The sequence below is a fragment of the Curtobacterium sp. MMLR14_002 genome, from assembly GCF_001864975.1.
In the GTDB taxonomy this organism is placed as follows: domain Bacteria; phylum Actinomycetota; class Actinomycetes; order Actinomycetales; family Microbacteriaceae; genus Curtobacterium; species Curtobacterium flaccumfaciens.
Map to the genome: position 1 here is coordinate 354,234 of NZ_MJGT01000001.1, position 13,225 is coordinate 367,458.

Annotated in this window: 15 protein-coding genes; 7 read left to right on the forward strand and 8 right to left on the reverse strand. The window is 71.5% G+C overall.

From position 1 onward, the window contains the following. Positions 1-51: 51 nt before the first annotated feature. The 5 genes from BIU91_RS01720 to BIU91_RS01740 all read right to left on the reverse strand — a co-directional run bounded on the left by BIU91_RS01720 (position 52) and on the right by BIU91_RS01740 (position 4,118). Positions 52-378: a hypothetical protein gene (locus tag BIU91_RS01720; RefSeq protein ID WP_071403928.1), complete on the reverse strand. Its 327-nt coding sequence runs from the start codon at positions 376-378 to the stop codon at positions 52-54. Then, positions 368-841, reverse strand: a complete 474-nt coding sequence (fliS, locus tag BIU91_RS01725) for a flagellar export chaperone FliS (protein ID WP_084740422.1) — start codon at positions 839-841, stop codon at positions 368-370. The genes BIU91_RS01720 and fliS overlap by 11 nt, the downstream gene beginning before the upstream one ends. Positions 842-852: 11 nt before the next feature. After that, the gene (gene fliD, locus BIU91_RS01730; protein ID WP_253183660.1) at positions 853-2,241 is read right to left on the reverse strand and encodes a flagellar filament capping protein FliD; all 1,389 of its coding nucleotides are present in this window, start codon (positions 2,239-2,241) and stop codon (positions 853-855) included. Positions 2,242-2,344: 103 nt separating this feature from the next. Beyond that, positions 2,345-3,184, reverse strand: a complete 840-nt coding sequence (locus BIU91_RS01735; protein WP_071403929.1) for a flagellin — start codon at positions 3,182-3,184, stop codon at positions 2,345-2,347. A gap of 118 nt (positions 3,185-3,302) precedes the next feature. Beyond that, the gene (locus BIU91_RS01740; protein ID WP_071403930.1) at positions 3,303-4,118 is read right to left on the reverse strand and encodes a sigma-70 family RNA polymerase sigma factor; all 816 of its coding nucleotides are present in this window, start codon (positions 4,116-4,118) and stop codon (positions 3,303-3,305) included. Positions 4,119-4,561: 443 nt separating this feature from the next. Here BIU91_RS01740 and BIU91_RS01745 point away from each other — a divergent pair, with 443 nt between their 5' ends. The 5 genes from BIU91_RS01745 (at position 4,562) to BIU91_RS01765 (ending at position 8,909) form a co-directional block, all read left to right on the forward strand. Next, positions 4,562-5,047 (forward strand): flagellar protein FlgN, encoded by a 486-nt coding sequence (locus tag BIU91_RS01745; RefSeq protein ID WP_071403931.1) that lies wholly within the window; start codon positions 4,562-4,564, stop codon positions 5,045-5,047. 4 nt (positions 5,048-5,051) lie between these two features. Continuing rightward, a complete protein-coding gene (flgK, locus tag BIU91_RS01750) occupies positions 5,052-6,473 on the forward strand; it encodes a flagellar hook-associated protein FlgK (protein WP_071403932.1) in 1,422 nt (473 codons plus the stop codon). 2 nt (positions 6,474-6,475) lie between these two features. Further along, entirely contained in the window at positions 6,476-7,357 is an 882-nt protein-coding gene (gene flgL / locus BIU91_RS01755; protein WP_071403933.1) for a flagellar hook-associated protein FlgL, read from the forward strand. Further along, entirely contained in the window at positions 7,354-7,722 is a 369-nt protein-coding gene (locus BIU91_RS01760; RefSeq protein ID WP_071403934.1) for a flagellar assembly protein FliW, read from the forward strand. Before flgL ends, BIU91_RS01760 begins: the two co-directional genes overlap by 4 nt. Before the next feature lie 266 nt (positions 7,723-7,988). Beyond that, positions 7,989-8,909, forward strand: a complete 921-nt coding sequence (locus BIU91_RS01765; RefSeq protein WP_071403935.1) for a hypothetical protein — start codon at positions 7,989-7,991, stop codon at positions 8,907-8,909. A 17-nt stretch (positions 8,910-8,926) separates the two neighbouring features. On the opposite strand, the gene BIU91_RS01770 is transcribed toward BIU91_RS01765, so the two are convergent. Beyond that, the gene (locus BIU91_RS01770; RefSeq protein WP_071403936.1) at positions 8,927-9,574 is read right to left on the reverse strand and encodes a hypothetical protein; all 648 of its coding nucleotides are present in this window, start codon (positions 9,572-9,574) and stop codon (positions 8,927-8,929) included. Between the two features lie 38 nt (positions 9,575-9,612). Between BIU91_RS01770 and BIU91_RS01775 the strand changes: the two genes are divergently transcribed. Then, positions 9,613-10,485: a hypothetical protein gene (locus BIU91_RS01775; protein WP_175473017.1), complete on the forward strand. Its 873-nt coding sequence runs from the start codon at positions 9,613-9,615 to the stop codon at positions 10,483-10,485. 117 nt (positions 10,486-10,602) lie between these two features. Here BIU91_RS01775 and BIU91_RS01780 read toward each other — a convergent pair whose 3' ends face one another. Both BIU91_RS01780 and BIU91_RS01785 read right to left on the reverse strand, forming a co-directional pair. After that, positions 10,603-11,571, reverse strand: a complete 969-nt coding sequence (locus BIU91_RS01780) for a beta-ketoacyl-ACP synthase III (RefSeq protein WP_071403937.1) — start codon at positions 11,569-11,571, stop codon at positions 10,603-10,605. A 69-nt stretch (positions 11,572-11,640) separates the two neighbouring features. Next, positions 11,641-12,033, reverse strand: a complete 393-nt coding sequence (locus tag BIU91_RS01785) for a ChaB family protein (protein ID WP_071403938.1) — start codon at positions 12,031-12,033, stop codon at positions 11,641-11,643. A gap of 99 nt (positions 12,034-12,132) precedes the next feature. On the opposite strand from BIU91_RS01785, the gene BIU91_RS01790 reads away from it, so the two are divergent. Further along, entirely contained in the window at positions 12,133-13,104 is a 972-nt protein-coding gene (locus BIU91_RS01790) for an aldo/keto reductase (protein ID WP_071403939.1), read from the forward strand. Positions 13,105-13,225 lie beyond the last annotated feature (121 nt).

Consider the following 13,225-nt stretch of genomic DNA (forward strand, 5'->3'; position numbering starts at 1 on the left):
CACCCGTCGATCGACGGGTGCTCTGTCGCAGAACTGGTGCGGGGGCGCGGGTCAGGCGGAAGCGTCGAGGTACACGGAGCCACGGGGCTCGCGCGTGGCGTCGACGGCGCGCAGGGCACCGAGGTGCTCCAGCGTCGAGCGGCGGTCCGCTTCGAGCACCGTCATGCGGTCCCGCTGCGCGGCGAGCAGCCGGGAGGCCCGTCCCACCAGATCACGCGGCAGCGGTCCCAGCCCGGCCGGCTCCGACCACCCGGCCACGGCCGTGGAGTCAGCCGCCTGCCCGGCGGCGTCGTGCTCCAGGGACGTGAGCAGGGCCTCCCATGCGGCTCGTCCGTCGGACGGCTCAGGCGACAGCTCTGCGGACGGCTCAGGCGACACCGAGGGCTCCCCCGGTCGGCTGCTGCGTGGCGGGCGTCGCGGGCAGCGACGCGGCTGCCTCGTGCCACGACTGACGCAACGGCTCGAGGATCCGGATGCAGTCGCGGGTGGCCTGCACGTCGCGGTGCACGTTCGCCGTGATGAGCGAGGTGGAGGCGTAGTTGTAGACGGCGAGCAGGCCCTCGCCGCCGTCCCAGACGTCGATCCGGAGGGTGCTCGAGAGCTCACCGACGATCGCCTGGGCGTGCAGGAGCTGCTCGCGGGCCGCCTCCCAGTCGGCGGCGACCTGGGCGGCCTCGGCACGGTGCAGGTCGAGCAGCAGCCGGTCGTAGAGCATCGTCACGAGCTGGGCCGGCGTCGCCGACAGCACGGCCTCGTTCGTGTACTGGGCACGACGCTGGTCGGTGACGGTGCGCGGCTGGGCGGCCTGCCGGAAGGCGGCTGCCTGGAAGTCGAAGGTCATGGTCGTTCCCGTCAGCTCGACGTCGAGGCGAGCTGGCTGGCGAGCCAGCTCGACTGCGACTGGAGCTTGCTGAGGCTGGTCTCGAGGGATGAGTAGAGGGTCTGCAGCGAGGCCCGGCGCATCGCCAGCCGGTCGGTCCAGCTGTCGATCTGGGTGGTGAGGTCCTTCGCGACGGCCTGCTGCCCGGTGATGGATGTGGTGACCGAGCCGTCGTACTTGTCGGACGCGGCGGTGGCCGCGGCGCCGACGTTCGCGGCGACCCCGGAGAGCATCGCCTGGGCGGCCTTCGGGTCGGTGGCGAGGGCCTTCTGGAAGACCTCGGGGTCGAAGGTGAACGTGCCGTCCTTCGTGATCACGATGCCGATCGTCGACGGGGACTTGCCGTCGACCGGGGCGGACATCGTGCTCGTGAGCCGCTGCACGGCGTCGCGGGACGCACCGTCGCCGAGCAGGACACCGGCCTTCGTCGTCGTGGTGCCGGACGTCGCGCTGGTCGAGCTCGACACCGCGGTGTTCGTCTTGTAGTAGGCCGCGATCGCGTTCATCGCGTCGACGAGCCCGGAGGCCACGGACTGGGCCTTGGTGGTGTCCTGCGCGATCGTCACGGTGACGGGGTCGGTGGTGGCCTTCGAGACGGTGACGTCGAGCCCCGGGACGAGCCCGGTGAAGGTGTTCGTGGCGCTCGTGACCGTCTGCGCGGCGGCGGTGCCGGCCCAGAGGGTGACGCTGGCGTCGGTCGCCGCGGTGACGACGGCGGCGCCGGTCTCGGTGAGGACGTTCGTCGCGGTGCCCGCTGCCACCTCGTCGGCGCCGCCCCGGTACACCTGGAACCCGCCGGCCGCCCCGGTCTTCGCGGACGTGAGCTGCAGGCGGTAGAGCTTGGTGCCGTCGACATCGGTGCCGGCGGAGACCTTCGTCGCGGTGACGCCCGCACCGGACTTGTTCAGGGCGGACACGGCGTCGTCGAGCGAGCCGGACGCCGGCGTCACGGTGGTCGACTTGCCGTCCGCGCCGACGATCGTGATCGGCTGCGCACCGGTCGACCACGTCGACATCGCGGCGGTCACCCCGACCTGGGCCGAGGCGGTCGATCCGACGGTGAAGCTGATGGAGCCCGCGGTCGCTCCGGTACCGGTGACGGCGGTGACGCTCGGCGCGGTGCTCGTCGCGGCGAAGAGGTCGAGCGACGAGGCCTTCGCGGCGTCCGCGGCCTTCGTGGCGAGCCCCTGGATCAACCCGTTGAGCGTCTGCAGTGACGAGATGAACGAGTTGGTGGTGGTGAGCTTGTTCTTGAGCAGGGTCTGCGGGACCCCCTCGACGCTCATCAGTGAGTTGATGAGGTCGGTCGTCTTGAGACCGCTGACCAGACCGTCGATCGCGAGGCTGGTGCTCGATGACACGGACGAGGACATCGTCGACACTCCCTGGCGTCGTGGAGGTGGTCAGGACGGCGGCGTCCGTCCTCCGCGCCCGAAGGGGCCCGGAGGACGGACGTCGTGATGGCTAGCGCAGGAGCGAGAGCACGCCCTGGGTGCTCTGGTTCGCCTGCGCGAGCATCGAGGTGCCGGCCTGGCTGAGGATGTTGTCGCGCGTGTACTTGACCATCTCCTCCGCCATGTCGACGTCGGTGATGCGCGAGGAGGCAGCGGTGAGGTTCTCCTTGGCCACGTTCGTCACGTTGATGGCGTGGTCGAAGCGGTTCTGGACTGCACCGATGCTCGAACGGGCGGCGGAGACGTACTTGATCTGCTCGTCGATCGCGGTGATGGCAGCCTGAGCGTTCGTCGCCGAGTCGAAGGTGAGCGCGCCGACCGCGGTCGACACGGACTCCACGTTCGACTTCGACAGGTCCACGTCGATCTGGCTCGCCGCGTCGCCGTTCGCGCCGACCTGGAACTTCAGGACGCCTGCGGCGCCGGCGGAGCCGTCGAGCAGGTTGATGCCGTTGAAGTTGGTCGACGCCGAGATGCGGGTGAGCTCCTTGGTGAGCTCGCCGACCTCGGTGGTGATCGCCGTGCGGGAGTCCGCGTTGTTCGAGTCGTTGCCGGCCTGGACGGCCAGGTCGCGCATGCGCTGGAGGATCGAGTGGGTCTCGGTGAGGCCACCTTCAGCGGTCTGCACGACGGAGATGCCGTCCTGCGCGTTGCGGGCGGCGACCGTGAGGCCACCGACCTGGGACTTCAGCCCCTCGGAGATCGTCAGACCGGACGCGTCGTCGGCAGCACGGTTGATGCGGAGGCCGCTCGAGAGCTTCTCGAGGGACTTCGACAGGTCGTTCTGCGTCGAGTTCAGGTTCCGGTACGTGTTGAGTGCCGAGAGGTTGGTGTTGATGGACATACCCATGATGGTTTCCTCCGTGAATGTGGGTCGTGCGTCGGCCCGTCCGTGGGCTGACATGGATGACTCTCGACCGGTTGCCGGGAGTCGTTAGGGGATCGGCGGAGAAGTTTCCGCCGACGTCTCAACTCGCCGCGACGGCCGATCCTGCTGCGGCGTCGTGCACGGCACGTGCGACACCGGCGGCGGCGTTCGTGGCGACACGGGCGAGGTAGGCGCTGCGACGGGCCGCGGTGGTACGGCTCGCCGGCTCGACGGTCGTGCCGTCGCCGTAGTGGGCGGCGAGACCGTCGTGGAGCAGGCGCATCGCCTCGGAGCGCTGCTGCGAGACGGCCGAGTGCGTGATGCCGAGTTCGGCGGCGACGTCGGTGACCGAGCGGTCACCGAAGTAGACGGTCTCGACGATGAAGCGCATCCGCTCCGGCAGGGCCTCGACCGCGGCGCGGAGGTACCGGCGCTTCTCGGTCTCGAGCAGGTCGTCCCCGGGGAGCGGCAGGTCTGCGGCGACGAGGTCGTGCACAGTCTCGTCGAGCGGCGCGACGGTGCGGGCAGCGTCGCTCATCGCGTCGACGGCGGTCTGCTTGTCGACGCCCATGGCATCGGCGATCTCCTGCGCACCGACGCTCCGTCCGAGGCGCGCGGACAGGGCCTCCTGCGTGGCGAGGGTCTCGCGGATCCGCTTCCGGGTGCCGCGGGACGCCCAGTCGGCCGAGCGCATGTCGTCCGCCAGCGCGCCGGCGATCCGGGTGCGGGCGTAGGCGCCGAACGGCACGCCGAGGGTCGGATCGAAGGCCTCGGCGGCTGCGACGAGTGCGAGGGACCCGACGGCGGCGAGGTCGTCGCGGTCCAGGTGCGTCGCCCGGGAGCGGACGTCGGCCACGATGTAGCCCACGAGCGGGAGGTGCTCCACGATCATCGCGTTGCGTTCGGTGCGGTCCATGCTGTTCCCCTGGTCGACCTGACGTGTGTCGGCTCACCCGTCCGTGGGCGCGACGGACGCCGGCCTCGGATGGCCGGTGCGTACGCCGAAGACCCGCCCGGGTCCCTCCGAGCGGTGCACCCCGCGTCGTTCCCGAGCGGTTCCGGGTGTCCCCCGGGGTGCGTTCTGAATGTATCGGCTGGCAATGCGCTGAACAGGTGCACAACCGTCCCCAGTGCGGGGGTGTCAGGCCCCGTTTCCGGTCGGCATTTGGGGGGACCCGGGGTCGGGAACGCTCGTTCTTGTCCCCCGACGGGGGTCATCGGGTCACAGCGTCGACGAGTACGGGTGACGGCACTCGGCCGCCGGGGCTTACGGTCGCGGTCACCGAGTCGATAGGTCCCGGTGTCCGCAGGATGACGGACCGGGGGCCACCCCGACGAACCACCACCTGGGAGGAGCTGATGAGCGTGAACGACCTGTCCGCCGTGCTCTGGCGCGAACGCGAGCTGCTCGAACTGCTCACCTTCAAGCTCGAGGAGGAGCAGCTCCTGCTCACCGCGGGCCGCTCCCGCTGGGTGTCGCACGCCAGCCGCGAGGTCGAGCAGGTCCTCGACCGGCTCCGCAGCACCGGTCTCGAACGCGCCGCACAGAGCGCCGAGGTCGCCGAGGAGTGGGGCGTCCCCGCCGACGCTCCCCTGCGCGACGTCGTCGCCGCGGCACCGAACGGGCCGTGGGGCGAGATCCTGTCGTCGCACCTCACCGCGATGGTCGAACTGACCACCCAGATCGGCGCCCTGCGCGACGAGAACGACCGGTTCCTCCGTGCCGCCGCCCAGGCCACCGAGGAGACCCTGGCGGGGACCGTCACCGGTGCCGCCACCTACGACGCCAGTGGCACGTCCGGCGCGGGCCAGGACGGCGCCCGCCTGTTCGAGGGGACGCTGTAGCACCGTGGTCAGCACCTTCGGATCCCTCGCGACCGCGTACTCGGGCCTCGCCGCCGCCCGTGCCGGCATCGACGTCACCGGCCAGAACATCGCGAACGCCGGCACCGCCGGGTACACGCGGCAGCGCGTCACGCAGAACTCGATCCCCGCGACCCAGACCGGGTTCATGCGGGGCACCGCGGCCCTCGCCGGCCAGGGTGTCTCGGTCGACGGCATCGCCCGCCTGGCGTCCCTCACGCTCGACGCCGGCGTCCGCGTCGCCGCCGGTTCGTCCGCCTACTCCGACGCCCGCGCCACGGCGCTCTCCGCCCTCGAGACCGGGTTGCACGAGCCCGGCAAGGACGGCCTGAGCGCCAAGCTCGACGCGTTCTGGTCGTCCTGGAGCGAGCTCGCCAGCCACCCCGACGACCCGGGTGCCGCCAGCGCGGTACTCGGGGCCGCCGGCACCGTGGTCTCCGCGCTGGCCGCCGGCTCGAAGGCCGTCGACGCGCAGTGGTCCTCGGTGCGCGGCACCCTGACCGGGCAGGTCGCCCAGCTGAACGGTGCCGCGGAGCAGGTCGCCGACCTGAACGGCCGGATCCGCACCGCGCTCGCCTCGGGCGGCACCGCCAACGAGCTGCTCGACCAGCGCGACCAACTCACGCAGCAGATCGCCACGCTCGCCGGCGGCACCACCCGGACGAACGCCGACGGCACGGTCGACGTGCTCCTCGGCGGCAACCCGCTCGTGCAGGGCACCGACGCCCGCTCGGTCGCCCTCGGCGGCGGCGAGCGTCTCGCCGACGGCACCGCCGTCACCCTGACCTGGACCACCGGAACGGCCGGGGCGGTCGGGCTGAGCGGCGGCTCCATCGGCGGCGCCCTCGCGGTCCTCGCGCCGGCGTCCGGCACCGGTACCGGCGGCGCACTCGCCGAGGCCTCCGCGTCCTACGACGCCGTGGCCACGCGGCTCGCCACCACCGTGAACACCCTGCACGCCGCCGGGACCACCCCGACCGGCGCCACCGGCGCACCCTTCTTCTCCCTGGCGACCGGCGTCCCCGCCGCCCAGGCGCTCGGCGTCGTCCCCACGGACGCCGGCGGACTGGCGACGCGGAACGCGGCGGGGCAACTGGACGACTCGTTCGCCGACGCGCTCGCGCGACTCGGGGCGTCGTCGGACGGTGCCGACCAGGTCTGGGCGACGTTCGTGGCGGGGGTGGGCACCGCCTCCAGGTCGGCGACGTCGGAATCCACGATGACCGGACTCGCGCTCACCAACGCACGCACCCAGCAGCAGTCGAGCGCCGGCGTCGACCTCGACGAGGAGAACGTCAACCTGCTGAGCTACCAGCACGCGTACCAGGGCGCGGCGCGCGTCCTGACCGCGGTCGACGAGATGCTCGACACCATCATCAACCGCGTCGGACTCGTCGGGAGGGGCTGATCGTGATCACCCGTGTGACCACCCAGATGTCGATGGCGGCCGCGTCGGCCCGGCTGCAGGCCGGTGCCGCGCGGGTCGCCGAGCTCACCGACCAGGCCACGACGCTGCGTGCGATCCAGAAGCCCTCGGACGACCCGGTCGGCACCGCGTCGTCGATGCAGGTGCGCAAGGAGCAGGCCGCTGCAGCGCAGTACTCGCGGAACGCGAACGACGCCGCGGCCTGGCTCGCGACGACCGACAGTGCCCTGTCCAGCGTCTACTCGGTGCTCAACAGCGTCCGCGACCTCACCGTGCAGGCCGCGAACTCCGGCACCATGAGCGACACGAACCGCGACGCCTTCGTCACGCAGTTCAAGTCGCTCAAGGCGGACCTCGAGGCGCGGGCCAACACCACCTACGGCACCCGCTCGGTGTTCGCGGGATCGTCAACGGCCGCTGCTGCCTACGACCCCGCCACGGGCTGGGCGGCCGCCGGCACCGACGTGTCCCGGCGGATCGGTGACGGCACGACCGTGCGCGTCGACACCGCCGGCACCGCGGTCTTCGGGTCAGGCGACGACTCGGTGTTCGCGGTGATCGACTCCATCGTCAACGACCTGCAGAACGGGGTGAACGTGAACGCTCGGATCAACGACGTGGACGGCGCACTCGGGACCGTCCGCGGCGCCCAGGCCGACGTCGGGATCCGGCACGCCGCCGCGCTCACGGCGCAGGACTCGCTGAAGTCGGCGACCGTCTCGCTCGAGAGCCGTCGCGCCGACATCGAGGACGTCGACCTCGCGAAGGCCGTCCTCGACCTGCAGGTGCAGCAGACCAACTACCAGGCAGCCCTCGCCGTCACCGCGAAGGTCCTGCAGCCGACCCTGATGGACTACCTCCGATGAGCATCTCCCTGACCTTCGCCGTCCCGCCGTTCGGGCTCGCCCCCGCCGCGGCCTTCGAGCTCTCGCCGGTCGAGGGCGCCGAGGGGCTGTTCACGCTCGTCGGCGACGACGCACGGCTGTTCCTGCTCGACGCAGCGGTGCACCTGCCGTCGTACGCGCCGGAGCTCACCGACGAGCAGGCTGCCGGGCTCGGGCTGACCGACCCCGCGGACGCGATGCTGCTCGTCGTCGCGAACCCCGGCGCGTCCGGCACCACGGTCAACCTGCTCGCGCCGATCGTCGTGAACGCCCGGACGGCCGTGGGCGCACAGGTCATCCTCGAGGAGCAGGACCTGCCGCTGCGGGCGGAGCTCGCGCGAGTGTAGCGCGGGCGCGCCGGGCGGGCGCGGCTGCTTCGCACCCGTTCTGCGACATTCCACCAGTCGTTCACGGCGTGGATCGTCGGAAGATGTGCACGCAGAGGCTGCGTGTGCATGTGACGACAAGACACGAGTCGTTCGACGCGTGGATCGTCGCAAGATGCACGCGCATTGCAGCTGGTCAGTCCTGCACAGGTCGTCGTCGCCGCCCGTCTCTCCACAGATCGGACGACGGCGGGAGCTGGACCACGATCTTCGGCGAGCCTGGTGGCATGTCCAGAGCGAACGACGTCGAACTGATCCGCACGACGGGGGCGACCTCCGCCGAACGCCGCGCACTCGAGCGCGATGCCCGCCGCGGACGGTACGAACGCCTCCGCCCCGGCGTCCTCGTCCGCCCGGGTGCACTCGACGGGATGCACCCGGGTGAGCAGCACCACGTGCTCGTTCGTGCCTCGGCGCACCGACTCCGAGCGACCGACGTCGTCTCACACCAGTCTGCCTGCGCGGTCCTCGGGCTCCCGTTGATCGGGGCAGCACCACCCAAGGTGCACCTCACCGATCCGACCACGACGCACACCCGTGTCACGGCGTGGTTCGTCCGGCACGGTGCACAGGGGCGACCACCCGCAGTCCTCGTCGATCAGCAGGCGACCCCCACGACGACGGCCGCGAGGACCGCCATCGACGTCGCTGCCACGCGCTCCTTGCGCGAAGCACTCCCCGTCGTCGATGCCGTGCTCTCCCGTCGGCTCGCCGACCGTGAGGCGCTGGACGCGGAACTCACATCGCTGGTCTTCGCCCGGACGAAGGCGGGGATCGCGGTGAGGATGGGGTCGGCGCTGTCGGGGTCACCCGCGGAGTCGGTGTGCCGCGTGCGGTTCCGGGAGCTCGGTGTGCCGGAGCCGGTGCAGCAGCACGTGTTCGCCCGGGCCGGATCGGCCACGGCGGTCGTGGACTTCTGGTTCCCGGACCAGGGCGTCGTGGTCGAGGTCGACGGCCGCGCGAAGTACGAGGACCCGGTGCTGCTCGACGGGCGCTCCACCGCGGACGCGCACTGGCGCGAGAAGCGGCGTGAGGACTTCATCCGGTCGTTCCCCGAGGTCCGCGCGGTCGTGCGGCTCTCGTGGGCCGACCTGATGCAGCCCGACCGGGTGCGGGCTGCCCTGCGGCGTGCGGGTGTCCCGTGCTGAGGCTGCGTGTTCGACGATCAGCGCGGACGACGCGGCGCATCCGGGTGGTACGTGCGCTGACGCTCGATCCGCGGCCGACCGGAGGACGCCCCGATGTCCACTGCGCCACCGACCACGACCTCGCCGAGCCCCACGCGCACCCCACGGACCGGCCCGGTGCCCTTGACCACGCCGCCGCGGTGGTCCGGGTCGGGTTCGCGGTGGTCGCCGCCGTCCTCGAGCTCGACGTCACGCACGGACACCGGACCGAGCACCTGCGCGCCCGCACCGATCCGCGCCGGCCCCTCGACGAGACAACCGGCCGTCAGGCGAGCCCGACCACCGATCACGACGTCGGACCCGTCCGCGACGACGGTGACGGGGCCCGGGCCGAGTTCGGCGCCCGCCCCGATGTGCACGGTCGCCGCAGACGCGACGACGGTCACGGGGCCGGGGCCCAGGCAGGCACCGGCAGCCAGCGTGATCGCCCCACCGTGACGGGTCTCGAGCGTCGTGGACGGGTACAGCTGCACTCCGGGCAGGATCGACACGCCAACCCCGATCAGGACGGACGCCGGATCGAGGACCCGGACCTCGGGCGACAGAGCGGCCACCTGCCGGACGGTCAGGAACCCCGCCGCACGACGGGCGTCGTCAAGTGCTCGCTGCGCGGGGTCGGTGTCCATCCAGCGAGCCTCTCACGTGTGCGGCGTACGGTGAGCGCATGGCCCGCGCCCCGAAGGACCAGTCGATCGTGCCCCTGCCGACCGCACCGGTCTCCCCCACCACGTCCGACCCCCGAACGCAGCAGGTCCAGCCCACGGGCTGGGCGAAGTGGCTCGATCGGGTCATCAGTGTGCAGCGTCCCGTCGTGGTCGCGCACGTCAACGCGATCCGTCGCCGCAAGCCCGACGCGACCCCCGCCGAGGTGATCCAGATCCTCGAGCGGCAGTACCTGGCCGCCGTCACGACCGGTGGCGCCGCGGTCGGTGCGAGTGCGGTGATCCCCGGCGTCGGGATGGCCGCTGCGCTCGGACTGAGCGGCGCCGAGACGGTCGGGTTCCTCGAGACCACCGCGCTGTTCGCACAGTCGGTGACCGAGGTCCACGGCATCGCGCTGGACGACCCGGAGCGCGCCCGCACGCTGGTGATGGCGATGATCCTCGGCGCACCGGGCACGCAGCTCATCAAGCAGCTCGCCGGACAGGCCGCCGGCGGTCAGGCCCGGACGGCGTTCTGGGGCGAGATGGTGACGTCCTCGCTGCCGAAGCAGGTCGTCAACGGCATCGGCGGACAGGTCCGTGACCAGTTCATCAAGCGCTTCGCCATCCGGCAGGGCGGTTCGGTCCTCGGCCGCGCGCTCCCGTTCGGCATCGGAGCGGCCGTCGGCGGTCTGGGGAACCACGCCCTCGGGCGCAAGGTCATCCAGGCGTCGCGGACCGGGTTCGGGATGCCGCCGGCGGAGTTCCCGATCGTGCTGACGGTCACACCGACTGCCGAGAAGACCCGGCGTGCCCTGCCGTGGAAGCGCGGCGCGGGCAAGGACCAGGACCTCTGGACCGAGCCGGGGCAGGACGCCCCCCGCTCGAAGCGTTAGCCAGGACGACCGAGAACGGTCCGGCACGCCGACCGAGAACGGCCCGGCGCGACGACCGAGCAGGGTCCGGGCACGGATGCTGATCACCCGAGCCCGGGCCGTTCGTGCAGCTGCGCCCTAGAAGGACCGCACCGGCGTCGTCACGACCTGCCCGGCGTGGGCGAACCCGCCACCGAACCCGAACAGCAGGGCCGGCACCCCCTCCGGGAGGTCGCCGCGCTCCCAGGCCTTCGACAGGCCGAGCGGCACACTCGCGGCCGAGGTGTTCCCGGACTCGACGACGTCGCGGATGACGAACTTCGATTCCCCACCGAGCGCGGTGACGAGCGGCTCGATGATCCGAAGGTTCGCCTGGTGGAACGCGAACACCTCGATGTCGTCCATCGTGAGTCCGGCGGCCTCGACGACCTTGCGGGCGTGCCCCTCGGCCTCGGTGATGGCCCACCGGTAGATCGAGCGACCCTCCTGGTTGAAGCGCCCCGGCGACCCTTCGACACGCACGGCGTCGAGCAGGTGCGGCACGCTCCCCCACGACACCGGGCCGATCTCGGGCGTCTCGGCGACCCCGAGCACGGCGGCACCGGCCCCGTCACCGACGAGCACGCACGTCGACCGGTCGGTCCAGTCGGCGATCCCCGACAGCACCTCGGACCCGATGACGAGCGCGACGTCGGCCGAACCGGTGCGGATGGACTGGTCGGCGAGCCCGAGCGCGTACTCGAACCCGCTGCACGCGGTGTTGATGTCGATCGGCGCCGGGCCGTTCGTCATGCCCAGTGCGGCGGCGACGCGGCCTGCCGTGTACGGGGCGCGGTCCTGGTGGGTGGTGGAGGCGACGATGACGAGTCCGACGGCCGAGGGCGACACCCCAGCGTCGGCGAGGGCACGGCGTCCGGCCTCGATGGCCAACGACGTGACGGTGTCGTCTGGACCGGCGATCCGACGGGTCTGGATCCCGGTGCGGGTGCGGATCCACTCGTCGTTCGTGTCGACCATCGTCGAGAGCTCGTCGTTGGTCAGGACGCGTTCGGGCTGGTGGTGTCCGAACCCGAGGATCCGGCTGCCGCGGAGTGCTGGGATGTTCATCGTCGGCACGTTACCCCCTCACCCCACCGCCGCATGCCGACCGGGGAATGGACGGCGCCCCACCCGCGGTCACTTCCGCGCGGCAGCGGTCGCGCGGTCGTTCGCCTTACCGATCGCCTCGACCAGCTCGTCCTTCGTCATCTTGGAGCGGCCGCTGACGTCGAGCCGCTTCGCGACGTCCATCAGGTGCGCCTTCGAGGCGTTCGCGTCGACACCCCCCTCGGTCTTCCCGGAACCGCGGGAGCCGGCGGCACCGGAGTCGGACGGCCCGGAGGACTCCTTCTCCTCCCAGTGGTCGCCGACCTTCTCGTACTCGTGCTTCACGGCGGCGAACGCCGTGCGGTGCGCCCGCTCACCCGGGCCGTACGTCTCGTTCGCCGAGTCCAGTGTCTTCTCGAAGATCTCCTGCGCGTGCTCCGGGGACCGCTGCAGGGTGCTGGGGATCTCGTCCTTGGCTGGCATGGCTGCTCCTCTCGAGTGGTCCTCCCTGACTACTCCCCACCACTCGACCGGTACTCCCAGGGCCTGGCGCCACCAGCGCGTCACGAGTAGACCCGTCTCATGGACTACACACACCTCGGTCGCACCGGTCTGTCCGTCTCCCGCGCCGTGCTCGGCACGATGAACTTCGGCCCGGAGACCAGCGAGGACGACTCGCACGCGATCATGGACCGGGCCCACGAGCTCGGCGTCAACTTCTTCGACACCGCCAACGGCTACGGCGGCTCGGTGGGCAAGGGTGCCACCGAGGAGATCATCGGACGGTGGTTCGCCAAGGGTGGCGGTCGCCGCGAGAAGACGGTCCTCGCCACGAAGGTCTACGGCGAGATGACCGACTGGCCGAACGGCGGCAAGCTGAGCGCCCTGAACATCCGGCAGTCGCTCGACGCGAGCCTGCAGCGGCTGCAGACCGACCACATCGACCTATACCAGTTCCACCACGTCGACCGTGCGACGCCGTGGGACGAGATCTGGCAGGCGATCGACGTCGCCGTGCAGCAGGGCAAGGTCCTGTACGTCGGCTCGTCGAACTTCGCCGGGTGGCACATCGCCCAGGCGCAGGAGGCAGCGAAGCGCCGGAACACCTTCGGCCTGGTCAGCGAGCAGTCGATCTACAACCTCGTGGTCCGCGACGTCGAGCGCGAGGTCCTGCCCGCCGCCCGCGCGTACGGCCTCGGCGTGATCCCCTGGTCGCCGCTGCAGGGCGGCCTGCTCGGCGGCGTCATCGAGAAGACCGAGAACGGCTCCCGCCGTCTGTCCGGCCGCAGCGCCGAGTACGTCGACGCGCACCGCGACCAGCTGCAGTCGTACGAGTCGTTCGCGAAGGAGCTCGGCCACACGCCCGGCGAGCTGGCCCTCGCCTGGCTGCTGCACCAGCCCGGCGTCACCGCGCCGATCACCGGCCCCCGCACGATGGAGCAGTGGGAGTCCGCGGTCCGCGCCGTCGACATCCGCCTCGACCAGCGTGCGCTGGACCGTCTCGACGAGATCTTCCCGGGGCACGAGACGTCGCCGGAGGACTACGCCTGGTGATCGAACCAACGGAACCAACGGAACCAACGGGTCGCTGACGCGACCATCTGCCTGGAGGCGCGGTGCGGGCCCGACCCGCACCGCGCCTCCCGGCCGTGGTCACGTCGAGAACGCGACCAAC